Consider the following 22,321-nt stretch of genomic DNA (forward strand, 5'->3'; position numbering starts at 1 on the left):
TGATTACAATCGCACTCGCATCCATTCGTCAATTGGTTACCTCACCCCGCATTTATGCGAAAAAAGGTACTACGAGCAACAGCAGATCGCTTAAATTGTGTGTCTACTTTCTTGACAAAGGTACATATTTTAGATGGGACGACTGAAATGGAGCGAATAAGCCATATTTTATTGGCTATATTTGAGGAGGCCAGTTCCAAGCTCGCCCCTCTTCCAAGAGGCGGACGTTTTGACTCACGCCGTTGCACGGCGGGGGCGACAATAGGCGAGATAGCGAGGGTGTAGAGGCGGCGAAACGACGAGCAGAGATATGCTAGTTTGTGACCGAAGGAGATGCGAGGATGAAAGGCAGAGTAAGCGGGGCGAGCGACGGGTAGCGGCAGCGGCAACGGCGCGATAGCGAGGGTGTAGAGGCGGCGAAACGACGAGCAGAGATATGCTAGTTTGTGACCAAAGGAGATGCGAGGATGAAAGGCAAAGTAAGCGGGGCGAGCGACGGGCAGCGGCAGCGGCGCGATAGTGAGGGTGCAGAGGCGGCGAAACGGCGAGCAGAGATATGCTAGTTTGTGACCAAAGGAGATGCGAGGATGAAACGCGGGTAAGCGGAGCAAGCGACGGCGACGGCAAGGGTGCGTTAGTGAGGGTGCAGAGGCGGCGAAACGGCGAGCAGAGATATGCTGGTTTGTGACCAAAGGAGATGCGGGGGGGTAGAGGCGGCGCAACGGCGAGCAAGGGAAAGGTTAGTTGGCGAGCATAATGGAAATACGAGTATGAAACCCCGATTTGGCACCTTACCCGACACAAAAAGCCGTCCCACTGCCGGCAAACTCGCTGACGGCGGGACGGCTTTTACGAGCTCACGCTTTCTTGCACACGTGAACATAAAACGGAAAAAAATTAATGCGTTCCTTCCACGCTAAGCGTCCGGCCTTGCGTGTCCTTCTTCATCGTGGACTGCGCAATGCGTTCCTGCAGCTTGGCATAGTACAAATCTTCGTCGATCGGCAGGTTGACCCAGTTGTCCGTCCATGCCGACAAATGCATCGCGTTCGACAGCGTCAGCCCCTTGATGCCTTCTTCGCCCGGCGCCAGCAGCGGCGTTCCTTTCAGCACGGCGTTCACGAAGTCCTGCGTGATGCCTTTGTGGCCGGTTTCTTCGCCTTTGACCGGGATTTCGCATTTCCAATTCTCCGGCTGCCCGAAGCCGCCCTTCCACGTCGCGTTGAACTCCGGCTCCGGCACGCGCAGCCGCCAGAACGTCAACTTGCCGTCTTCGATGACGATTTTGCCCCGGTCGCCGGTAATTTCGTACCGATTCGTTCCCGGCGCTTCGCCGGTTGTCGTGACGAACAAGCCCGTTGCGCCGTTCGCATACTCGACATAAGCGGTAACGTCGTCTTCCACCTCGATGTTGCGATACTTGCCGAACGAACAAAACGCGCGCACCCGCTCCGGCATCATGTCGATCGTCCATTGCCACAAGTCAAGCTGGTGAGGGTCCTGGTTCAGCAGCACGCCGCCGCCTTCTCCCGCCCAAGTGGCGCGCCAGCCGCCGGAATCGTAGTAGCTCTGCGAACGGTACCAGCTGGTGATGATCCAGTTCGTGCGCCGGATTTGGCCGAGTTCGCCGGAAGTGACAAGGTCGCGCAGCTTCTGGTACAGCGGGCTCGTGCGCTGGTTGTACATGATGCCGAACACTTTGCCCGACTGCTTCGCCGCTTCGTTCATCTCGCGCACTTGCTTCGTGTACACGCCGGCCGGCTTCTCGACCAGCACGTGCAGCCCTTGCGCAAACGCCTTCGCGGCGCTGACCGGGTGATTGTAGTGCGGCGTCGCGATCAGAACGGCGTCGATTTCGCCCGAGGCGAACATCGCATCCGCGCTGTCAAACAACTTCACTTGATCGCCGAAACGAGATTTGACCCATTCCAGCCGGGCCGGATTCTCGTCGCAGATAGCCGCCAGCGTCGCGCCTTTCACTTCGCGCTTCATCAGGTACTCGGCATGCATGCTGCCCATATTGCCGACGCCGAGGATGCCCAATCTTACGTTGTCCATAGTCTCCTCCTAGATCGTATTCGCCAGGAAGTCCGAAAGCTCCGCGGCCTGCGTGCGGCCGGTTGCGGCGCGCCGTCCATCGCGTGGCGTAGGGGTGGTATCATTATACCTTACGCCACCGCAAAGAGCCAAGCCTTTCATGAGCGGCCAGGGCCGCGCCGCAGCGTGAACAGCGTCGCTTCGGGGCGGCACAGGAAACGAACCGGCAGGATGGTCGTGCCGATGCCGCGGTTCGTATATACGAGCAGTTGCTTGTCGTCCGGGCCGATACGATGCAAGCCTTGCACATACTTCGCCCCGTATTCGGGCAAAAATACGGCGCCGGCAAACGGCAACCGGACTTGCCCGCCGTGCGTGTGGCCGGAAAGCTGCAAATCGGCGCCATACCCGGCGGCGATATCGGCGAATTCCGGCTCGTGGGCCAGCAGCAGCGTAAACGGCCTGGCTCCATTCGCTCCCCCCGCCTGCGGCCCCAGCGCCCGGACGGCATCAGGCTCGCCGTGCACCATATCGTCCACGCCGGCGATACGAATCAACGCTTGTCCGCGCGTAACGAGCCGGCTCTCGTTGACCAGCACCTGAAATCCGGCCTGCTGCAATATCGACGTCACGGTCGCGGCGCTCATCATCCGGCGATAACCCCAGTAATCGTGATTGCCCAGCACCGCCCATTTGCCGAGCGGGGCGCGAATGTTGCCGAGCAGCCGGACAACCTCCTCCTGTTTCTCGTGATCGCTGCGGGAATCGTACAGATCGCCCGTAAACACGAACAAATCCGCTTCCAGCCGGTTCACCCGGTCGATCAGTTCTTCCAAATGCCTGTTGTACAAATGATGCCCGAGATGAATGTCGCTCAGCTGCACGATGCGCATGCCGTGGAATTCCTGCGGCAAGGATGGAAAGGCAAGCGCAACGCGCTTCAGTTGGACCCAGAAACGTTCCCCCCAGCCGGCATATACGCCTGCAGCAGCGGCTGTGGCGGCCATTCCCAGGCAGAAGGCCAATGCTTTTTTCAAAAAACTCCTTCGGCTGATCGAAACTTCATCGTTCACTTGGGATCACCTCGATTGCAGCATGCCCTCAGGATGCCATATTTTTCTCCTCCGCACAAATCGGGCTCCAGCCGCCGCAAATATACTGGACCTAGGCCCAGCTTGTCGTCCTTCCGCGGACCGTTCCGCGCCGGCGAAGCCGTCCTTTACAATGATAGTAACGATACTATGCGACGAGGTGTTTGCGATATGAACTCGAAAGCCAATAGCGGACAACGCGTGCTCATCCTGACCGGACAATTGGGCGACGGCCATCGCCAGGCCGCCTGCGCGATCGTGGAAGCGTGGCGCGAGCTGAAGCCCGGCGCGGAAGTGCATGTAATCGACTATCTCGAATGGACGCATCCCCATCTGCACGAACTCGGCACCAGCTGCTACAAGAAGTGGGTCACCACGATGCCGTCGATGTATGGCTATTTGTTCGAATTGACGCGGCGCCAGGGCCTGTTCTCCAAAATGTTCCGCAAACTGCGGCTGTTCCGTACCGAGCGCATGATGGCGCTGCTGGACGAGGTGCGTCCGGACGTTGTCGTCAGCACGCTGCCCGCCGCGGCAGGCGCCATGTCCTTTCTCAAGGAGCACGGGCTGACATCGGTGCCGACAGTCACCGTGATCACCGACCACACCGATCACAGCTATTGGCTGCACCCGAATACGGACCGCTACCTGGTCGGCTCGCAGCGCACGCGACGGATGCTGATCAACCAGCAGGTGCCGGGGGCTCGCATTGAAGTGACCGGCATCCCGGTACGGCGCCAGTTCGGCTCCGTGGACGGCGACCGGGCCGCGCTGCGCGAGCGGCTCGGGCTGAAAGCCCACGCCCCGGTCGTGCTCGTCATGGGCGGCGGCTTCGGCATGATTGGCCTGCCGCTGCTCGATCTGCTGACGGAAGGCGATCTGCCGGACAATCTGCAGTTCGTGATCGTTTGCGGACGCAACGAAAAGCTGCTGCGCAAGCTGACCGCCGAGCTCGGCGACATGGGAGGCCGCATAAGACTGACCGGCTATGTAGACAATGTGCATGAGTGGATGGCGGCCGCCGATCTGATCGTGACCAAGCCCGGCGGCTTGACGGTATCGGAAGCGCAGTCGCTCGCCTTGCCGATGCTGCTGTTCCAGCCGCTGCCGGGGCAAGAACAGGACAATGCGGATTACCTGGTCGAGGCGGGCGTCGCCCTGCAAGCATACAGCCGCAGGGAACTTGCGACAATCTTGATCTCCCTCTTTCAAAATCCGCAATTACTTACTACAATAAGGAATAGAGCGAAACGACTGCAAACGGAAAGCGCCAGCGCGAACGTCGTCTCCGCCATCGCCCTCGCCTGTCCCGCCGCGATGGCCGCCGCCGGACCCGTTCCGGCCCCGGCCCTGTTGGCCGAAGCCTGACTATTCGCCCGTTGCTGCCGCACAACCGATAAGGGACTGATGCGAAATAACGTGACGGATATCCCGCAGGATTTTGCCGGAGGACAAGGAATCGAAACCGCCGCGTAGCGGAGCTACGCAAGGTTGAAGAAGACGCAGTAATCCGGCAAAAGACAAGGGATAGACCCATGTTATTTCGTAGCAGTCCCTAAGTTGAAGATTCGGCCGACCGAACCCGCTGCGGCGCTTCGGTCGGCCGATCGTTCGATCGTTTCCGCTAGCTGCAAGAGGAGGGAAAGATCGTTTCCATGAAAGAGAAGCTACTATGGGCATGCCTGATCTTTCTGACCGTCTACATGGCCATCCCCTGGATTGTAACGCGCATTCTCGGCCTCGGCATCTTCCGCCGCGCGCGCAGCCACCGGCAAATCGCCTTTACGTTCGATGACGGTCCCGATCCCCGCTATACGCCGGAATTGCTTGATTTGCTGCAGGCGTACGGCGTGAAAGCAACGTTCTTCGTGCTCGGCGCCAAGGCGGAGCGTTATCCCGAGTTGATCCGCAGGATCCATGCCGAAGGCCACCAGATCGGCATCCACAACTACACGCACTTATCCAATTGGCTGATGACGCCATGGACCGTCCGCAGCAAACAAGTCGGCCGCACCGAAGCGATCATTGCCGATATTACCGGCGTCCGCCCCACGTATTACCGCCCGCCCTGGGGGATCATCAACTTCGGCGACTTCTGGCTGCGCAGGCGCTATCGCATCATCCTCTGGTCGCTGATGGGCCGCGACTGGGACCACGGCGTTGGCCCGGAGAAGCTGAAGCAACGACTGCTGAACGGCATCAAGGGCGGTTCGGTCGTGCTGCTGCACGACAGCGGCGACACGTTCGGCGCGGACGAGGACGCGCCGGCGCACATGCTGCGCGCGCTGCGGGAAGTGCTGGCCGAGGTGACGGCCGACGGCTACGAATGCGTGCGCATCGACGAGCTATACGCCGCGGACAGCAACCCCGCCGCGGCGCTCGGCATCCCGCGGCGCATGCTGCGCAGCGCCTGGATGCTGTGGGAGCGGCTGTTTCTGAAGCTGCTGAACATCCAGACCGTCAACAAGCTGGACCCGCTGCTGAAGCTGCGCGTGATCGAATATACCGGCAGCGAGCCGCTTACGTTTCCCGACGGCGAGCAGTTTCGCAAAGGCGACCGGATCGCCGAAATCCATTTCGACAACGACATGCTGCTGCAGTTCAGCGTCGAGTCGCGGTCGCCCGTGCAGATGGCGCTCCACATCATTCGCGGCATGGAGCGGCAGCTGCCGATGATTCTGAAGCTGCTGAATAGCGATCCGAAATATTCGGATGTCAAGGGGCTGTACGGCATTACCATGATCCACCGCGGCAGCAAAAACCTCGGCTTCGCCGTATTCGACCTGCCGAAGGGCGTTTTCGCTGTTGTCACCCGCTACTACTTGCGCGTCGTGATGTATATGCTGCATCCGCAGGGCAAAGAACGGCTGAAGACGAAACCGGAGCTGCTCGTGCCGAAAATTATCGCCATGTCCCGCAAGGAAATGATGAGCCGCTATATTGCCTGAAGCACCCGCACCATCGGGGCAACGAGAAAACCCGGACCAGATCGGTCCGGGTTTTCTTCATTGTTGCAGCGCAGATGCTTATTCGTTCGGCAGCTGCAGCGGTTGCGCGGCAGGCGCCGACGGTACCGCGGCCGCCGCACTCGCGCCACGCTGCGTCAAGCCTTTGATCAGCTTCTCCACATCGATGCCGGATACGCTCTTCAGCATTTCCGGCGCCGTCGCCATCAGCGACGTCACGTAATTGCTCACCCGTGCCGCACCTTCGCCGTGCCCGGTATCGACGACGGTCAGCTTGTCGATGTTCTTCATTGGTTCGGCGATGCGTCCCGCCAGCTCCGGCAGCATCTTCACGATGATGTCGAGAACCGCCGCCTCGCCGAACTTCTGGAACGCCTCGGCCAGCTTCTCCTTCGCTTCCGCTTCGGCAAGTCCGCGCAGCCGCGTTACTTCCGCCTCCGCGGTACCTTTCGCCCGCTCGGCGTCGGCCACCGCAAGCCCCTCGAGCCGCTTCATCTCCGCATTCGCTTTTGCTTCCGCTTCGATGCGGTACTGCTGGGCATCGGCTTCGCGCATGCGCTTCGCCTTGTCCGCCTCCGCCGCCTGTTCGACTGCGTACCGGTCGGCGTCCGCCTTCTTCTTCACTTCCGCGTCGTATTGTTTCTCGCGAACGAGAATTTCTTTCTGCTGCAGGTCGATTTCCCGCTCCTTGCGCACGATCTCGACCTTCATCTGCTCCTCGACGACCGTCTGCTTCGCCCGCGCTTCCTGGATGAAATACGCCTGATCGGCTTCCGCGCGCGCCGTATCCTGCTCCTTCTTGAACGCGGCTACCTTCAGCTCGCGCTCTTTCTCCGCTTCCGCGATGTTCGTGTCGCGAAGCAGCTCGGCCTTCTGCCCTTCTTCCGCCGCCCGCGCCTTCTGGATGCGCGAGTCGCGCACCGCTTCCGCTTCGGCAATTTCCGCATCGCGCTTGACGATGGCGATACGCGGCTTGCCGAGCGCGTCGAGATAGCCTTGCTTGTCGCGCACGTCCTTGATGGTGAACGATACGATCTGCAGCCCCATCTTCTTCAAATCTCGCGCCGCAACGCCCTGCACCTCTTGCGCGAACTTGTCGCGGTTGCGGTATACTTCTTCGACCGTCATCGAGCCGAGAATGGCGCGCAGGTGGCCTTCCAGCACTTCCTGCGCCTCGCTCTTGAGCGCGTCGATCGGCTTGCCCATAAACTGCTCCGCCGCGGTCGCGACGTCTTCGACGGCGCCGCCGATCTTGATGATCGCCACGCCGTCGGCGATTACGGGCACGCCTTGTTCGGTGTATACTTCCGGGGTCGACACGTCGAGCTTGTGCGACAGCAGCGACAGAAACTCCACTTGCTGGAACACCGGCCAGATGAAGGCGCCGCCGCCGCGGACGATTTTGATTTTGCGGCCGGCTTCGTTCTCGTCCTGCGACACGTTTTTGTTGCCGAGGAACGAACCGGAAATAATCATCGCCTGATCGGGTCCAACCGTTTTGTACCGCGCCCAGAACGCCAGCCCGAAGATGACGATGACCGCCACGACTGCAACAGGGATAATGAGAAAATCGGGAAACTGATCCATACTATCAAACTCCTTCGCTTGTATTTTCAAAGCGGGATACATACACCGCGCCGTCGTTCACTTCGACGATCACGACTTGTTCCCCCGCCTGAATGGCCACGTTCTCGAAGCTGACCGCCACCTGGTTCGTGTGCCCCGCCCCGGTGCGGATCAGCACTTCGCCGAAGCCGGAAACGGGAATCGGCACGATCACTTCGCATATCCGGCCCGCCAGCTCCGCCATCGCAAACCCGGTCGACCGTTCGCTGCGCTTCATCGGCCTGACGTAGAAGGCGAGAATGAGCCAGCCGGAGATGGTCGCAAGCAGAAGCGCGGCGATCGCCGCTCCTATGGCGCCGAAAGGGGAATATTCCAGCAGCAGAATGCCTGCGCCGCCGAAGATCGTCACCGCCCCGGCCACAACCATCGGCTGGAAGAAGTCGACGGATAGAAAGTCGAGCACCCCGTCCATGGCTTGGCTGATTACATCGCCGAGCAGAACCGAAACGACGGACAGCAAAATCCCGAATGCAAAGCATCCCCAGAACAGTTGCTCCAAAACGATCCCTCCCAAGGCAAGTCATCGTTGTTCCAGAAGCTGGACATATCGGCGCGAAAGAGCGAAAAAACAATTGATATCAGGAAAAATGCGGAGATTATTGCGGAAATCCGGCTTAAAACAGTCAATTTCGGCGTTCTATCGTTATATACGCCGAATTTTGACAAAAGTTTCAGCATTGGCAAACTTTCTGGTAAGCTGATCATGACGGCTTGTAAGCGGAATCGCGAACAAACACACGATGATGTTTACGGTCGAAATCGACGCAAGTTGCAAAGCGAGTCAGGAGAATCCGAACGAAATGAGTAAACATGGTAAAAATATACGGATTTTCAGCGGCGGCCAGCTCGGCGAATGGGCGCTGGCCGGCATCGCCCCTAGCGACATCCTCGTCGGCGCCGACCGCGGCGCGTTGTTTCTGGCACGCTCCGGCCTGCACCTGCATTGCGCCTTGGGCGACTTCGACTCGGTGACCGCCGAAGAGCGGGCGGAAATTGCCTCAGCCAGCCTGGAAACGCTTGCAGTCGATCCGGTCATGAAGGACATGACCGACACCGAAATGGCGTTCGAATGGGCGATGGCGCAGCGCCCCGCGTCGATTGCCGTCTGCGGGGCGCTCGGCACGCGTTTCGACCATGCGCTGGCGAACGTCCATCTGCTGCGCCGGGCGCTGCGCGGCGGCGTGCCGTGCGCAATCGAGGACGCGCACAATAGCATCGAGCTGATCGGCCCCGGCCGCAAGCAGCTCGTCCCGGGCCGCTTCGCCCACGTTTCGCTGCTGCCGCTTACGGATGAAGTCAGCGGCATTACGCTGACCGGGTTTCGTTACCCGCTGCACCGTGCGCGGCTTGCCATCGGCCAATCGCTCGGCGTCAGCAACGTGCTCGAGCAGCCGTCCGGCACGATCGAAGTCGGCACGGGCGAGCTGCTCGTCATCCGCAGTTCGGATTGAATCTGCAATTATATCAGCCTGATCGCGCGGATCACGTTGTCCGCGTAGGCAATTTTGATCACGTGGCTGCCTTTGTCGTAGGCCAGCGTCGCCCCGGACAGCTTCATGACCGGATCCGCTCCAAGGCCGTAAAACAAATCGTCCGCCATCGTCCGCACGCATTCGGCGCGCTCGTCCTCTTCCAGCGCTTCCCAGTCGGCCGCTTCCATCTCCAGCCATTCGTGCACGCCTTCCACGCCGCCGATCGCGTCGGTCAGTTCGTCGATAATGGCTTCGTATTCCCGGTTGAATTTGACGCCCATCGTTTTTCCCTCATCTTTCGTTTGCGCCATGTGCTCCAGCCAGCTGCAAATTGTTGATTGCTGCTACCTGCATTTTACACGAACCGGACGCAAAAAGACACCAGGCAGGAATTGGCGGTCCGATGCAGAATTGATGATGCAGAATTGATGTTGAGAAAAGGCGGCGATGGCTGCCCATTATTTTGTTACCGGACAGGGGGATCATCCTTTTGACTGCAGTAGAAAGACGATTGGCCGAGCTTCGCGCCTTCCAGGCGCCGCTTACGGCGCAGCCCGACCTCGAGGCGTTCTGGGAACGCACGCTGGCCGAGAGCGCCGCGCGAACGCTTGACGGCGAAAGGACATTGACCGCAACGCCGCTGGCTCACGCCCGCGTTTATCGCGTCGCCTACCGCGGCTTCGACGAAACGCCGATTCACGGCTGGTATATGCTTCCCGCCTTCCCTGCCGCGGGCGACGGCGCCAAGCTGCCTTGCGTCGTGCTGTTCCACGGGTACCATGGCGACAGCGGTTTCCCCGAGCAGCATGCCTCTTGGCTGCTGATGGGCTTCGCCGTCTTCGCCATCGATATTCGCGGCCAAGCGGGGGAAACGGGCAACCTGCTGCCGCAGACGCACGGCATGACCCGCGGCTGGGTCAGCCAAAACATTCTCAACCCGTACAGCTGTTACTATCGCGCGATCACGGTCGACTGCGTGCGCGCCGTCGATTGGGCGGCGGAGCAGCCCGAGGTCGACCCTTCGCGGATCGCCGTAGTAGGCGGCAGCCAGGGCGGCGGCCTGTCGCTCATCACAGCGGCGCTGAGCGACAAGCCGGCCGCGGCCATCGCCACCGTGCCGAACATGTGCCACATGGACTTCGGCATCATGAACTCCACCGGCTCGCTCAGCGAATTGGCCGGCTTCGTCTCGCGTTTTCCCGACAAGCTCGGCGACGTGCTTCGAACGCTCAGTTACTTCGACAACATGAACCTGGCGCACCGGATCACCATTCCGATCTTCGTATCGGCTTGCCTGAAGGATACCGTCTGTCAACCGGAAATGGTGTGCGCGGCGTTCAACCGCATCGCCTCGAGCGAGAAGCGGCTCGACCTGTACCCGTTCGACGGCCACTACGTCAGCCCGTTCCACCATCGCGAATCGCTCGACTTCCTGATCCGGGCGCTGCGCGGCCAAACGGCAGGCTGACTTGCGTAAGCGGGCGGCAACCGGCGCATACTATTTCGTGATTCCATCACGGAAGACGGAGGTTGCCCGCATGTCCAAACATAAACGCATGAACCCGATGTCCGGCGAACCGATCGATGTCGACGGCGTCTACGCCAACGAATGGGGCCGCGAAGAAATGCTGAAGATGGGCGATACGTTCCCCGCCGACCCGCAGCTCGGCAGCACCGAATGGGAGTTGGTCAGCTTCCCCGTCGACAACGAATCTCTGCGCCATACCGTCGATCCCGAGCTTCGCAACGAAAGCGACGAGCGCAAAAACCGCAGCCGCATGCCGCACCGCCCAGGCGAAGAGCGCGGCGACCAGTAAGCGCCCCGACGTGCAAAGGCCCCGTACCCGGATGATCCGGTACGAGGCCTTTTGTTGTGTTAGCGCGCCAGCCGCTTAAAGCCCGCTCCACCAATCGCTGATCCAGCGCCATGCCGGCGCGCTTACCGCGGCAACCGCGATCGCGGGGAGCAAGTTGGCGACGTTGATTTTTTTGATCTCCAGCACGTTGAGCCCGACGCCGACGATCAGCACGCCGCCTACGGCCGTAATTTGGCCGATCATGCCGTCCAGCGCCGTTTGGCCGATCCAGCTCGAAAGAAACGTCGCCCCTAGCGCGATGCCGCCCTGGTACAGAAACACCGGCGCCGCGGAGAACAGCACGCCGACGCCGAGCGTGGAGGCAAACATGATCGCCGAGAAGCCGTCCAGCATCGCTTTGGAATACAGTATATCGTGGTTGTGCCGAAGGCCGCCGTCCAGCGAGCCCAGCACCGCCATCGCCCCGACGCAATAGATCAGCGTCGTCGTGACGAATCCTGCCGCCACCTTGCCGTTCCCGCCCCCGCCGAGCGAGGCTTCGAGCTTGCGGCCGATATACTCGAGCCCGCGCTCGATCTTCAGCACTTCGCCGAGCACGCCGCCGACCACAAGACTGAAGATCAGCAGCAAAATATTGTCCGCCTTCATCGCCATCATGCCGCCCAGCAGACAAACAGCGAGGCCAATGCCTTGCAGCACCGTCGTGCGGATGCCGGAAGACAGCTTCGGCAGCAGCAGGCCAAGCAGCCCCCCGCCGACGATGGCCAGCGCGTTTACAATCGTCCCCCATAGAACCATTCGTTGCCCTCTTTCCCGCACAATCCCGTACCGACCGAAAGCCTGTCCATAACCCTAGTAAAAGGTTTATGATGAAAACATTCATGCCGTTGATCCGCAACCTTAACAAGTATAGCAGATTCCCTATCCTTGCTGCGGGGAATTTTGCGTACGACAACAAAGCCGGGAGGTGCGGCACACATGCCGACAAACGAAGCTTTTGACATTTACGACGCACAGGGAAACCCGCTGGGGACCGCAACACGCGCGGACGTACACCGCGAAGGCTACTGGCATCGCACGTTCCATTGCTGGGTCGTTCATCCCCGTTGGAACGGCGAACCGTCGGTTCTGCTGCAGCTGAGACACAAAACGAAGGATACGTATCCGGACAAACTGGATATTTCGGCCGCGGGCCATTTGCTGGCGGGGGAACTCGTGCCGGACGGCATTCGCGAGCTGAAGGAAGAACTGGGGCTTGACACCGCGTTCGACGAGTTGATCGACTGCGGCATGTCGGCGGCGGAAAGCATTGTGCCGGGACAGTGGACCGACCGCGAGTTCAATCATATTTTCGTATATGAATGCGACAAGCCGCTGCGGGAATACGCATTTCAGCGCAGCGAAATCGCCGGCCTGTTTTTTGTGAGCCTGCGCGATTTCAAACGGCTGGTCGCAGGCGAAGCGGCAACGATCGCCGCCCGCGGCATCGTAGTGAACAAGGACGAGACGGATGTCGCGGATGAAGACCGGACGATCGGCCTGGACGATCTGACGCCGAATTCAGCCGCTTATTACGAGCGGCTGTTCGCGGGCATCGAACGCATCGCTCCCGCCGCCGGGATCGGGAGGGAAGCCCAGTGAAGCTGTTCATTGTCGACGCGTTTGCGTCGTCGCCTTTTCGCGGCAATCCTGCCGCGGTATGCATCCTTCAGTCGCCGCTCACGGACGCTCGCATGCAGCAAATCGCCGGCGAAATGAATTTATCCGAAACGGCGTTCCTGTTGAACAAGGAACAACATTACGAGCTGCGGTGGTTTACCCCGCTTGCTGAAGTAGATCTATGCGGCCATGCGACGCTGGCGAGCGCGCATATTTTGTGGGAAGAGGGGCTTGCCGGCGGCGATGCGACCTTGTCGTTCTCGACGCGCAGCGGCATATTGTCCGCCAGCAGGAAGGGAGACAGGATCTCGCTGCATTTCCCGCTGGAGCCGGACAGCCCCTGCGAGCCGCCGCAAGCGTTGGTCGACGGATTGCGAACCCCGTTTCGGTACGCCGGGCGCAACCGGTTCGACTATATCGTCGAGTGCGCAACCGAAGCGCAGGTGGTGAACGCGGCGCCCGATTTCTCCCTGCTGCGAACGCTGGATGCCCGCGGTGTGATCATGACGAGCCGTGCGGACGATCCGCGCGTCGACTTCGTGTCGCGCTGCTTCTTCCCTGCTCTCGGCGTGAACGAGGACCCGGTGACTCGGCGTGAACGAGGACCCGGTGACCGGTTCCGCGCACTGCTGTCTCGGTCCGTACTGGCAGCGGCGGCTCGGCAAAAACGAATTGACCGCCATTCAGCGTTCGGCAAGGGAAGGGGAGCTTCACCTGCACGTGCTGGAAAGCGGAATCGTGATTTCCGGGCAAGCCGTCACCACCCTCCGCGGGGAATTGATCGTCTAAATCGCCGCCTCCCCTATTCTGCCGAACACAACGATTCATCTTCTGCTCGGTTATCGTACTTTAATAAATCAGCTTCAAAAACAATACGAGGGGCTGCTTTTTGGTGCAAAAACAGATGCTCGGCGCGGGCTGATCTTAGCTTAAATGTATAAATACAGTTAAAAGCTGCCACACAGGCTCGTTTGATGCATTTATGTGCAAATGTGCGCTTGAATTCTCCAAAATGAACCACATATCGGAAAATAACGGGGATTACGTGTATTTTTACAGTTTAGTTGTCCGCATCGGCGGTTTAGGTCGAATTTAAGTGTATTAATGTCCTTAAAGGTAGCCAATTCCCCCCTTGTACAATAAGGCCATGTTTTATTGCCTATTTCGCCAAAAACGGGCAGCCGCTTCGAAATAGCCAGCGAATTCACTGGCTATTTCGCTTGAAATGCCTATTTGAAGGCGATCTGGGGCAAATAACCAATGTTTTCACTGGCTATTGCAGGCGGGCCGGGCGATAGGGGGCCAATAGGCCATTTTTCATGGGCTATTTTCGTTGCCGAGCAATAAATCGGTCCACCAAGGGGAGCGGCTCGCCAGGATAGGCTTCTTGCAGCAGCACGCGAGTACGCTCGTACACGAAACAGCGAAGCGGAAGGATTGCTCTGGAGAAGCTGAGCGCTGCGTTCGCCTTTGTTTTCGGATGGTTACCTTGGCCCCTTAATTCCCGGCATCCGAAATCAACAAGCGATCGGAGGAACAGCCCTTCCGCGCAGCGGCTGCAGTGTGAAGCTCGGTTGCGCTTCCTAGCTCCAGCTATATATGCAAAAAACCGCCCCCGGCGGCAAAAAAACTGCTGCGGGGCGGCTCGAGTTCGTGCCCGTTTACTTCTTGTACTTCGCAATCACATCGTTGGTCTTCGCGGAAATATTGGCGATCGCCTGCTTCGGTGTCGTCTGGCCGATGAACAACCGCTGCATCTCCGGAAACATCGCCGCTCGCATCTCCGGATAACCTTTGATCCCCCAGCCCGAATCGACGACCGGCCATTCCTTCGTCTTCATCGACAGCTTGGCCAGAAAACGCAGCTCGGGATCGCTTACCACCCAGGCCGGTTCGTTGCCGAGCGGGTTGAACGTTTTGGTCGCGCCGGCAAAAATCGTATTTTCGTTCATCGACCAGTACAGAAACTTTTTCGCCCATTTCTCGCGCGTCGCATTCCCGGTCTTGAACGCCACGCCGAAGCCGATCTCCGTCTTGAGCGCCGACTTTCCCGGCGTCGTGGACGGAAAGTTGACGTACATGTACTCGTGCGGGGCGGCAACGGAGCCATCCTTCAGGCCGTTGACAATCAGATCGGAATGCGTGGCGTTCGCGACAATCATGCCGTTCTTGCGCTGCCTCCACAGATCGAGCGCATTGACCGAGGTCAGCGTTTCCGGATGAGGGTTGACAAGCCCTTCATCGACAAGCGACTTCAGGAATGCCAGCGCCTGCTCCGAACCCGGACTGTCGGCCGCGGTAAACTTGGAATAATCGTCGTTGAACAGCTTCGCCCCGAACGACACCAGCAAATTGTTGTACAACTGGTCCCCCTGCTCGTTCAACGCAAACAACGTCAGCCCGTACACGCCTTTCTCCTTGTTCGCCACCGCCTTGAGCGCCGCCTTGAATTGCTCCGGCGTCCAGGTGCGATCGGGGTTTTGCGGCAGCAGGTTCTCCGCCCCCGCTTCCTTCCACAGCGACCGGTTCAGCAGTAAAGCGACTTGCGTCGCGTAATAGGGCATCGTGACGATGTCGCCCTTTACCGACACCATCTTCATGATATCGAGGTTTTTGTGAATTTGCACCAAATCCGTCGGAGGCAAAATATCGTCGAGCTTGAGCAGCGCCCCCATCTGCCCGTAAGCGAGCGTCCGTCCCGGGTAGTCCATCAATATGTCGGGCGTCGTTCGGGAGGCGATGGCGGTCGTTATTTTTTCATTGACGAGGTCGAACGGGATAATTTCCACATTCACTTTGACGTTCGGAAATACCTTGTTCCATTCCGGCACCAGATCGTCCTTCACCCATTCGCCCGGCTTCTGCCCCGGTTTGTAGGTGCCGACCTGGGTCATCCAAATCGTCAGTTCCGCCTTTTCATTGCGATCGTAGTTCTGCCCTGGCGCGGCGGAAGCCGGCTGGCTTGGTTTAGTCGTGCGGCCGGCGGAATCGCCGCTTGCCCGGCTGCAACCGACGGCGAATGCCGCCATTGCCGCAACAAGCAGCACCGACAGCCCGATGCGCGTTGTTCGTTTGCCGGATCTATGCCGTTTTTTCATGTTCGGCAACCTCCCCTACCTTCGACCTTACCGTTTTCCGCCCCCCGCAGTCAAGCCCTGTCTGTCTTAAACGACCTTTCCGACCCTGCGATTCATCAAAAATGCAGGTTCGATTCGCAAAGGTCCGCACGGCATTCGCTGCGTCAGCGGCAGACGGACGTTGCAGGATTTTGCCGGACGATAGCGAATGTTGTCTACGGGGCACGGCTCCATTCCAAAGTCGAGGAAGGATGATCGTTTGTGAAGGACAAGTTGAAAGGCCTGGTAGTTGGCCTGACGTTGGGCACGCTGGTAACCGGTTCGCTCGCATACGCCACGAACAGCACGTCGATCGACGTTTATTTCCGCCAACTGAAGTATATGGTCGAAGGTGTGGAGAAGCCGATGGGCGATTCGCAGGGCTTCATCTATCAGGACACCGCCTACGTGCCGGTGCGGTACGTCAGCCAGGCGCTCGGCAAGGACGTCAATTTCGACAATGACACAGGCACCGTCTGGATCGGCAAAAATTACGGCGGCGACGGTCGGCAGCAAATTGCGGCTTATCAAGGCGGCACGGTGACGAAAGCGGAGTTTGACAGCTACGTGGCGGCGAACTCCTTCTACAACAGCCGCATGCTAAGCGGCACCCAGGAGTCGCAAGTGCGCGGCTACATCGCCATGAAGCTGCTCGCCGCGCAGGCCGGCGACGCCTACGACGCGGATGCGGCCAAATCGGTCGACGCCCAGTGGGGGCAGGTCGTGCAATATTTCGGCTCTCCGGAAGCCGCACTTGCGCAGATGAAGCAGTGGAACGCCAATGAATACGACTTGCGGCAATATTTGACGCTGATGTTCAAACAGACCGCCGTCCTGAAAACGAAGGTGGACGACTCCACGCTGAAGACGCAGTACGACAAGCAGCGCGCCGCCGATCCCGCGGCGTTCGTGACGGCGTCGGTGCGGCATATTCTGATCGCCACGCAGGCAAGTACAGCCGGCGGAACGGCGCGCACCGACGAACAAGCGCTCGCCCGCGCCAAGGAAGCCTTTGACAAACTGGCGGCCGGAGGCGATTTTGCCGCGCTGGCGAAGGAATATTCCGACGACCCCGGCTCGAAGGACAACGGCGGCTTGTATGCGGATGCCGACTTGCAAGGCTACATCGAGGAATTCAAGAACGCTTCGGCGACGCAGGAGATCGGCCAAATCGGCGAGCCGGTGAAAACGGCGTACGGCTATCACATCATTAAAGTCGAATCGCGCAAAGTCAAAACGTTCGACGAAGTGAAAGAGCAGCTGCGCCAGCAAGCGATCAGCGGCATCTACCAGCAGTTCGCGGCAACGGAGCTGCCGGGGCTGATCGAGTCGATCACGCTGCCGCAACCGAGCGCTCAGCCGAGCGCGGCGCCGCAGGAGTAAGCGGCGGAACGAAAGGAACCTCCCCTGTCTCATCGACAGGGGAGGTTCTTGATTTATCGAGTCTGTCGGGCGCTCCAGACATGTAACGCTTTCGAAATAGGCCATTTTTTATGGCCTATTTCGCAGCAACAGCGGCGGGCACGCCCGCCAGCCCTAACGCCCGCCCGGCGTCAGTTGATGAACGCCGCCTTCTGCAGCAGCCGCTTCAGCATAACCGCGGCTTCCGCGCGCGAAGCGTTTGCGGCCGGCTCGAAGCGGCCGTTGTCGCGGCCGTCCGCGATCCCGGCGGCGGCGATCGCCGTTACCGCCGGCTTCGCCCAGCTTGCGATCGACGCGTCGTCGGCAAATGCCGGCGTACTCGCCTTCGCGCCTTTGCCTTCCGCACCCGCATAGGCGAGCGCGCCGGCAACCATCACCGCCAGCTCCTGGCGGGTAATCGGAGCGTCCGGACGGAATGTGCCGTCCTCATAACCGGTGACGAGCTTCGCCTCGTAAGCTGCCGCAACGGTGCCGCTGTACCAGGTGCCGGCCGCAACGTCGGCGAACGGCTTGCCGCTCTCCTCGCCGAGCCCAAGCGCGCGGACGAGGAGCGTCGCGAATTGCGCCCGGGTCACTTTCGCTTCGGGAGCGAACTCGTCGTCGGCCACGCCCAACACGATCAGCTTCGTCGCCAGCAACTCGACATCCGCCTTCGCCCAGTGGGAAGCCAGATCGGCGAACGATTTGCTCGCCTGGATCACGGTGTACACGCTGTTGCCGTTGCGCTTGAGCGTTGCCGTCCAGCTGCCGTCGCCGCCCCGCTCGAAGGTGGACGGAACGAACGAAAACGTGCCGTCTTCATTCAGCACCACGCCGGTAGACTCGTTCGGGTTGACGTTGTTCGTATTCAGGCCGATCGACCGGCTGACATACGTCGAGCCGAACGACGAAATCGTCTGCGAGCGACCGTCCGGCGTCGTCACAGTGAGCGAAAAATCGACCGCACCGGCAATCATCGTGCCGCCGCTGCCCGCTGCAGCGTCATTCGCCTGCCCTTGCTGCTGCGGCGTTGCGTTCGATACGGTCACGTTCACCGTCAATTGATCCGGCGAAACGCCAAGTTCTCTCGCAATCGCGGCAAAATCGACAGCAGCGACCGGCAAGTGGTACGAACCGTTCTCCGTGGCAAAAATAACCGTTCCGTTGCCGCCATCCGCCGCCGATTGCAGCGTAGCCAAACCAACCTGCACCTGGACGGAATCGCTGCCGGTACCGGCGACCGCAACGGTGACCGGGCCGCCGGCGGCGTTGGCGATCGCCTGCCGTAAATCGCTGTCGCCGACGGAAGCGACGGCTTGCGTGCTGCCGTCCGGCGCCGTCGACACTTCCGGCTTCACCGCAACTGCAGGCGTCGCGGTTGGCGACGGAGTTGGCTTAGCGGACGGCGACGGGCTGGCCGAAGGCGTCGGCGAGCTTGACGAACCCGGCGAGCCGGAGCCGCCGGTCCCGTCGCCGGAGCCCGTACCGCCGTTGTCCGTATTCAACGTGATCGTTTGCGACGCCGTTTCGTTGCCCGCGCCGGCGATAACGGTCAGCGTGCCGAGCGCCGTGCCGGGGATATGGAAATCGAACGCGTATTGTCCGTTCGCGTCCGCTTTGACGACATCCGTCGCCACAAGCTGGCGATTGGAGTCGATGACGCGAAGCGTCACCCAGGCTCGCGCAGCGTACGTACCCGACACGTGTACGGAATCGCCGTAAGCAACGTAGGTGCGATTCGCGGCGAGCGATACGCCGGACGCCGACGCAGCCGGCAGAACGGCAGTAAACAAAAGGACGGCAAGTAACAATAACGCAACCGTTTTTTTCATCGTCGCCACCGCCTAGTACTGCAGAACGATCGGGTTCACCGCCGGATCGTCGGACAAGTCGTCCACCATGTAAACTTCAACGATGTCGCCGGGCATGACGTTGAATTGCGCTTTTGCCGCGGCCTGAACGGTGTCGTAGTCGGCTCTGACGGCAACAAGTCCGAGCTGCGTGCCGTTCCGCGAATGTTTGAACACCAGCGTCTCTTCCCCGGCATGCGCCACTTGCGGCGTTACCGTCGCGCCGAACGTCTTGAAGCCCGAAACGCCGGCATTGACCGTCAATTTGCTGATCCCGCTTGCCGTCGTTCCAACGGTATAGGTTGCATTGGAAGTCGACGTTACGCCGTAGTACCCCGCCGTAATTTCATAAACGAGCAGCGTGCCGGAAATTTCATGCGCCACCATCAGCAGCGGCTTGCCGGTCGGGCTTTTCTCCGCCGGCACGAAATATTGGCCTTCCGGTCCGAGGTCGTCCTGACGCGGATCAAACTGGGTTTTATTCGTCAAATTTTGCCGGCGATTGTTTTCGTAAGTGACGTACTGCGATTGCGCCGGATTCGTAATATCGAACATCATAATACCGCCTGCCCGCTCCAGCCCGACAAAAGCGTAAGGTTTGCAGTATACCGTACCTACTTTCACATCTTCCGGTTCGGGACCTTTGCTGGTGCTCCGGTCGTCCGTTTTGACATCGTCGTTCGATACGTTATACAACTTCTTGAAGGCGTCGGTCGCAAGCACGCGCTCGAACGTATTGCCGCTGTCGTACACCGGACCTGCCGCAATGTTGGAAGCATCCCAAATCGAAAAGGATCGGGCGCCAAGCGTGTACAGCGCATCGTATACCGGAGATCCGCCCCTGCCGTATGCCGCCTCGTAAACCGCCGTCGTTACTTTCAGGTTGCCGATTCCGTTGTCATCCAGTTGAATAGCCGCTACTATATCGTCCAGTTGCTGCTGCGAATACACATTTCCATATTTGGCCGGATCCAGATGCAGCTTCGATTTCAGCTTGTTGACTTCGTCTTCGTCGTGCGTAAAGCCCCAATCCTTCCGCGAATCGCCTTCGTTGGCGGTCAGCAAATACGTTTTGCCCCCGCTCTGGAACGATGCGATGCCATCCGGCATATACGTGCCCAGCACCGGCCAGTTGGCGATGTTCATGCCGCTGTTGGTCGCGGAGTCTTTTTTGGAGGGGTCGAAACCGTTGCCCGGCAGCGCATAATTTTTATAACCGAGACCGCTGACATGCGTGTACTGTTTGGTCGCCAGGTTCAGCGTTGCGATCGCATTGTTCTCCTGCAGCGACACATAGGCGAATTGGCTGTTTGCGTCAACCGTTATATATTCGGGTTCGAAGTCCTGCACCCAGTTTCTGTCCGTACGGTAAACGTTGCTGGTCGTCGGGTAGATCCGCACATTGGCGTCGATATCGCTTTCCGTCAATCCGCTGAAATCGACGTCGGTTGCTTTCGATTGGTCGATCGATGCAACGCCGCCGGAAACGTCGATGATGGTGACGGAGCCGTTGGGGTCATTTACGGAATTGGTGTCCGGCTCGCCTTCGTTGGCGACCAGCGCCTTTGTGCCGTCCGGCGTGAATGTAATCATGTCGGGATGATAACCCGCGCTTACCGAAGTGAGGAAATTGCCGTTCTTGTCAAAAAAGGCGACATACCCGCGATTCGGCTTCGCCGCCGGTACGGCTACCGCTACCAGATCGAGCGTCGGATGCACGGCAACGCTGGTCAGATCGTTGAAGCTCGGATGGAGCGGCTTGATCGGAACCCGCTTGATCCCTTCGGTTACGCTGTATGTGTATTTCGTTACCGAAGTGGTTGCACTGCGGGTCGCCAAATTGCTCATATCGATAATATCCAGCGATTGGGCGGTCGGATCGCCATTGACGACAAACGCTTTTTTCGTTGCGGCGTCATACGCGACGATTTCAACCCCGCCGTCGCCGTTGACGGCCGCTTTGTTCGAATCGTAGCGGGCAATCAAATTCAGCTTGAATTTTTGCGACCCCGTGGTGTCGGTGGCTGCCGACACGCCTGCTCCTCCGGCGAACGCCGAAGCCAAACCAGTCGTAATCGCCAGAACCGCCGCCAGCTTGCTCGTTTTTTTCACTGTCGTTCATCTCCTATCGATTGAAGTTCGACAATCCCGTCCATTTTACTTGGCAAGCGTTCCGGGAACGTCAACGGGAAGTGGATCTTTTGTAAAGGAGAACGAAAATGGGGCGAACGTTTCCATTTCGTTATTGACAGTGATAACGAGAACCAATATCATTGAGATGAATTCTCAGGCAGATTCGACTTTGACTCGAAGAAAGAAGGCTGCTGTGTGAAGAAGATCAACTATTGCTGCCGCAACTTGAAGAAGGGCGCCAAACCCGTCTACAAAACGATCAAAGCGGAATTCCCCGGCATCAAGCAGAAGAAACGCGATTGTCTCGGCAATTGCGGCCTGTGCGCCAAACAATGCTTCGTCAAGCTGGGCAAACGCGAAATCATCAAGGCGGCCAGCCCGGAACTGCTGTATAAAGAGCTGAAACAGCGGATAGGATGAAAATGGACATGGAAAATGTTATGATACATGCAAACCTGTTGTGGATTCTCAGTCCGCTCGCATGTTTGCTGATGGCGCTGGCCATTCTCTACGTGTGGGGGCTGAGGGCCAAATAATCCTTGGCGAAGGCGGTGCTGCCCATTGATGAATCAGTCGCTTAGCGATGCGCTGAACGAGCAGATGAATTTCGAGTTTTACTCCGCCCACGTCTACCTGGCCATTGCCGGGTATTGTTCGGGGGAGAGCTTGGACGGCTTCGCCAACTTTTTCATCGTACAAGCCGAAGAAGAACGTTTCCACGCGATGAAGATGTACAAGTTCCTGAACGACCGCGGCAAAAGAGTGACGTTGACCGGCTTCGATGCGCCGAACAACGACTACAGCTCCGTGCTGCAGGCGTTCGAGCATGCGTTTCAGCACGAGCAGATCGTGACCAAGCGGATTTACCATTTGTCCGATCTGGCCATGAACGACCGGGAGCATGCGACCATTCAGTTTCTCAAATGGTTCATCGACGAGCAGGTCGAAGAGGAAGCGATGTTCGACAACCTGATCAACAAGCTGAAGCGGATCGATCAGGACAGCAACGCATTCTTCATGCTGGAAGCGGAGCTGGCCCAGCGCGTATTTACGCCGCCGACGACGACGCGGTAACGCTGGCAGCGTTTGGCAGACAAACCCCCGTTCCGAGTCGGAACGGGGGTTTGTGTTTGCGGGGAGTCCGGTGTCCAAT

Annotated in this window: 19 protein-coding genes; 10 read left to right on the plus strand and 9 right to left on the minus strand. The window is 59.2% G+C overall.

Features of this window, described 5'->3' with window-relative positions; all coding sequences use genetic code 11:
• Window positions 1-897: 897 nt before the first annotated feature.
• Window positions 898-2,058: a Gfo/Idh/MocA family protein gene (locus EXY20_RS33125; protein ID WP_135556715.1), complete on the minus strand. Its 1,161-nt coding sequence runs from the start codon at window positions 2,056-2,058 to the stop codon at window positions 898-900.
• Between the two features lie 137 nt (window positions 2,059-2,195).
• Entirely contained in the window at window positions 2,196-3,110 is a 915-nt protein-coding gene (locus EXY20_RS33130; protein ID WP_268966450.1) for a metallophosphoesterase, read from the minus strand.
• A gap of 189 nt (window positions 3,111-3,299) precedes the next feature.
• On the opposite strand from EXY20_RS33130, the gene EXY20_RS33135 reads away from it, so the two are divergent.
• Complete coding sequence (locus EXY20_RS33135) at window positions 3,300-4,496, plus strand: MGDG synthase family glycosyltransferase (protein WP_167859699.1); 1,197 nt, start codon at window positions 3,300-3,302, stop codon at window positions 4,494-4,496.
• A gap of 287 nt (window positions 4,497-4,783) precedes the next feature.
• Entirely contained in the window at window positions 4,784-6,076 is a 1,293-nt protein-coding gene (locus tag EXY20_RS33140; RefSeq protein ID WP_135556717.1) for a polysaccharide deacetylase family protein, read from the plus strand.
• Between the two features lie 78 nt (window positions 6,077-6,154).
• Here EXY20_RS33140 and EXY20_RS33145 read toward each other — a convergent pair whose 3' ends face one another.
• Together EXY20_RS33145 and EXY20_RS33150 are read right to left on the minus strand one after the other, a co-directional pair.
• A complete protein-coding gene (locus tag EXY20_RS33145) occupies window positions 6,155-7,681 on the minus strand; it encodes a flotillin family protein (protein ID WP_135556718.1) in 1,527 nt (508 codons plus the stop codon).
• A 4-nt stretch (window positions 7,682-7,685) separates the two neighbouring features.
• Window positions 7,686-8,219 (minus strand): protease, encoded by a 534-nt coding sequence (locus EXY20_RS33150; RefSeq protein WP_135556719.1) that lies wholly within the window; start codon window positions 8,217-8,219, stop codon window positions 7,686-7,688.
• A 301-nt stretch (window positions 8,220-8,520) separates the two neighbouring features.
• Here EXY20_RS33150 and EXY20_RS33155 point away from each other — a divergent pair, with 301 nt between their 5' ends.
• Window positions 8,521-9,171, plus strand: coding sequence for a thiamine diphosphokinase (locus EXY20_RS33155; RefSeq protein WP_135556720.1), 651 nt, complete (start codon window positions 8,521-8,523; stop codon window positions 9,169-9,171).
• A gap of 8 nt (window positions 9,172-9,179) precedes the next feature.
• Here the strand turns inward: EXY20_RS33155 and EXY20_RS33160 are convergent, their stop codons facing one another.
• Window positions 9,180-9,503 (minus strand): hypothetical protein, encoded by a 324-nt coding sequence (locus tag EXY20_RS33160; protein ID WP_235886321.1) that lies wholly within the window; start codon window positions 9,501-9,503, stop codon window positions 9,180-9,182.
• A gap of 179 nt (window positions 9,504-9,682) precedes the next feature.
• Here EXY20_RS33160 and EXY20_RS33165 point away from each other — a divergent pair, with 179 nt between their 5' ends.
• Both EXY20_RS33165 and EXY20_RS33170 read left to right on the plus strand, forming a co-directional pair.
• The gene (locus EXY20_RS33165; protein ID WP_135556721.1) at window positions 9,683-10,660 is read left to right on the plus strand and encodes an acetylxylan esterase; all 978 of its coding nucleotides are present in this window, start codon (window positions 9,683-9,685) and stop codon (window positions 10,658-10,660) included.
• A 70-nt stretch (window positions 10,661-10,730) separates the two neighbouring features.
• Window positions 10,731-11,009 carry a hypothetical protein gene (locus EXY20_RS33170; RefSeq protein WP_135556722.1) on the plus strand — a complete coding sequence of 93 codons (279 nt, stop codon included), beginning with the start codon at window positions 10,731-10,733 and terminating at the stop codon, window positions 11,007-11,009.
• Between the two features lie 75 nt (window positions 11,010-11,084).
• Here EXY20_RS33170 and EXY20_RS33175 read toward each other — a convergent pair whose 3' ends face one another.
• Window positions 11,085-11,807 carry a DUF554 domain-containing protein gene (locus tag EXY20_RS33175; RefSeq protein WP_135556723.1) on the minus strand — a complete coding sequence of 241 codons (723 nt, stop codon included), beginning with the start codon at window positions 11,805-11,807 and terminating at the stop codon, window positions 11,085-11,087.
• 180 nt (window positions 11,808-11,987) lie between these two features.
• On the opposite strand from EXY20_RS33175, the gene EXY20_RS33180 reads away from it, so the two are divergent.
• On the plus strand, window positions 11,988-12,650 hold the full coding sequence (locus EXY20_RS33180) for an NUDIX hydrolase (protein ID WP_135556724.1): 663 nt from the start codon (window positions 11,988-11,990) through the stop codon (window positions 12,648-12,650).
• Entirely contained in the window at window positions 12,647-13,609 is a 963-nt protein-coding gene (locus tag EXY20_RS40825) for a PhzF family phenazine biosynthesis protein (protein WP_456238574.1), read from the plus strand. Before EXY20_RS33180 ends, EXY20_RS40825 begins: the two co-directional genes overlap by 4 nt.
• A 720-nt stretch (window positions 13,610-14,329) precedes the next feature.
• Here EXY20_RS40825 and EXY20_RS33190 read toward each other — a convergent pair.
• Window positions 14,330-15,766 (minus strand): extracellular solute-binding protein, encoded by a 1,437-nt coding sequence (locus EXY20_RS33190; RefSeq protein WP_135556725.1) that lies wholly within the window; start codon window positions 15,764-15,766, stop codon window positions 14,330-14,332.
• Window positions 15,767-16,006: 240 nt separating this feature from the next.
• On the opposite strand from EXY20_RS33190, the gene EXY20_RS33195 reads away from it, so the two are divergent.
• Window positions 16,007-17,167, plus strand: a complete 1,161-nt coding sequence (locus tag EXY20_RS33195; RefSeq protein ID WP_135556726.1) for a peptidylprolyl isomerase — start codon at window positions 16,007-16,009, stop codon at window positions 17,165-17,167.
• Between the two features lie 170 nt (window positions 17,168-17,337).
• Here the strand turns inward: EXY20_RS33195 and EXY20_RS33200 are convergent, their stop codons facing one another.
• Together EXY20_RS33200 and EXY20_RS33205 are read right to left on the minus strand one after the other, a co-directional pair.
• Window positions 17,338-19,017, minus strand: coding sequence for an S-layer homology domain-containing protein (locus EXY20_RS33200; RefSeq protein ID WP_135556727.1), 1,680 nt, complete (start codon window positions 19,015-19,017; stop codon window positions 17,338-17,340).
• Window positions 19,018-19,029: 12 nt separating this feature from the next.
• Entirely contained in the window at window positions 19,030-21,147 is a 2,118-nt protein-coding gene (locus EXY20_RS33205; RefSeq protein ID WP_135556728.1) for a choice-of-anchor I family protein, read from the minus strand.
• Between the two features lie 216 nt (window positions 21,148-21,363).
• Here EXY20_RS33205 and EXY20_RS33210 point away from each other — a divergent pair, with 216 nt between their 5' ends.
• Both EXY20_RS33210 and EXY20_RS33215 read left to right on the plus strand, forming a co-directional pair.
• The gene (locus EXY20_RS33210; RefSeq protein WP_135556729.1) at window positions 21,364-21,588 is read left to right on the plus strand and encodes a DUF1450 domain-containing protein; all 225 of its coding nucleotides are present in this window, start codon (window positions 21,364-21,366) and stop codon (window positions 21,586-21,588) included.
• A gap of 144 nt (window positions 21,589-21,732) precedes the next feature.
• Window positions 21,733-22,242 (plus strand): ferritin, encoded by a 510-nt coding sequence (locus tag EXY20_RS33215; RefSeq protein ID WP_135556730.1) that lies wholly within the window; start codon window positions 21,733-21,735, stop codon window positions 22,240-22,242.
• Window positions 22,243-22,321: the final 79 nt, after the last annotated feature.

Source organism: Paenibacillus cymbidii, from assembly GCF_004764705.1.
GTDB classification, from domain to species: Bacteria; Bacillota; Bacilli; order Paenibacillales; family NBRC-103111; genus Paenibacillus_AN; species Paenibacillus_AN cymbidii.

Bases quoted from the DNA above. Each gene is read 5' to 3' on its own strand.
- EXY20_RS33125 (WP_135556715.1), bottom strand. From the start codon at position 2,058: ATGGACAACGTAAGATTGGGCATCCTCGGCGTCGGCAATATGGGCAGC.
- EXY20_RS33135 (WP_167859699.1), top strand. From the start codon at position 3,300: ATGAACTCGAAAGCCAATAGCGGACAACGCGTGCTCATCCTGACCGGA.
- EXY20_RS33140 (WP_135556717.1), top strand. From the start codon at position 4,784: ATGAAAGAGAAGCTACTATGGGCATGCCTGATCTTTCTGACCGTCTAC.
- EXY20_RS33145 (WP_135556718.1), bottom strand. From the start codon at position 7,681: ATGGATCAGTTTCCCGATTTTCTCATTATCCCTGTTGCAGTCGTGGCG.
- EXY20_RS33155 (WP_135556720.1), top strand. From the start codon at position 8,521: ATGAGTAAACATGGTAAAAATATACGGATTTTCAGCGGCGGCCAGCTC.
- EXY20_RS33160 (WP_235886321.1), bottom strand. From the start codon at position 9,503: ATGGCGCAAACGAAAGATGAGGGAAAAACGATGGGCGTCAAATTCAAC.
- EXY20_RS33170 (WP_135556722.1), top strand. From the start codon at position 10,731: ATGTCCAAACATAAACGCATGAACCCGATGTCCGGCGAACCGATCGAT.
- EXY20_RS33175 (WP_135556723.1), bottom strand. From the start codon at position 11,807: ATGGTTCTATGGGGGACGATTGTAAACGCGCTGGCCATCGTCGGCGGG.
- EXY20_RS33180 (WP_135556724.1), top strand. From the start codon at position 11,988: ATGCCGACAAACGAAGCTTTTGACATTTACGACGCACAGGGAAACCCG.
- EXY20_RS33190 (WP_135556725.1), bottom strand. From the start codon at position 15,766: ATGAAAAAACGGCATAGATCCGGCAAACGAACAACGCGCATCGGGCTG.
- EXY20_RS33200 (WP_135556727.1), bottom strand. From the start codon at position 19,017: ATGAAAAAAACGGTTGCGTTATTGTTACTTGCCGTCCTTTTGTTTACT.
- EXY20_RS33215 (WP_135556730.1), top strand. From the start codon at position 21,733: ATGAATCAGTCGCTTAGCGATGCGCTGAACGAGCAGATGAATTTCGAG.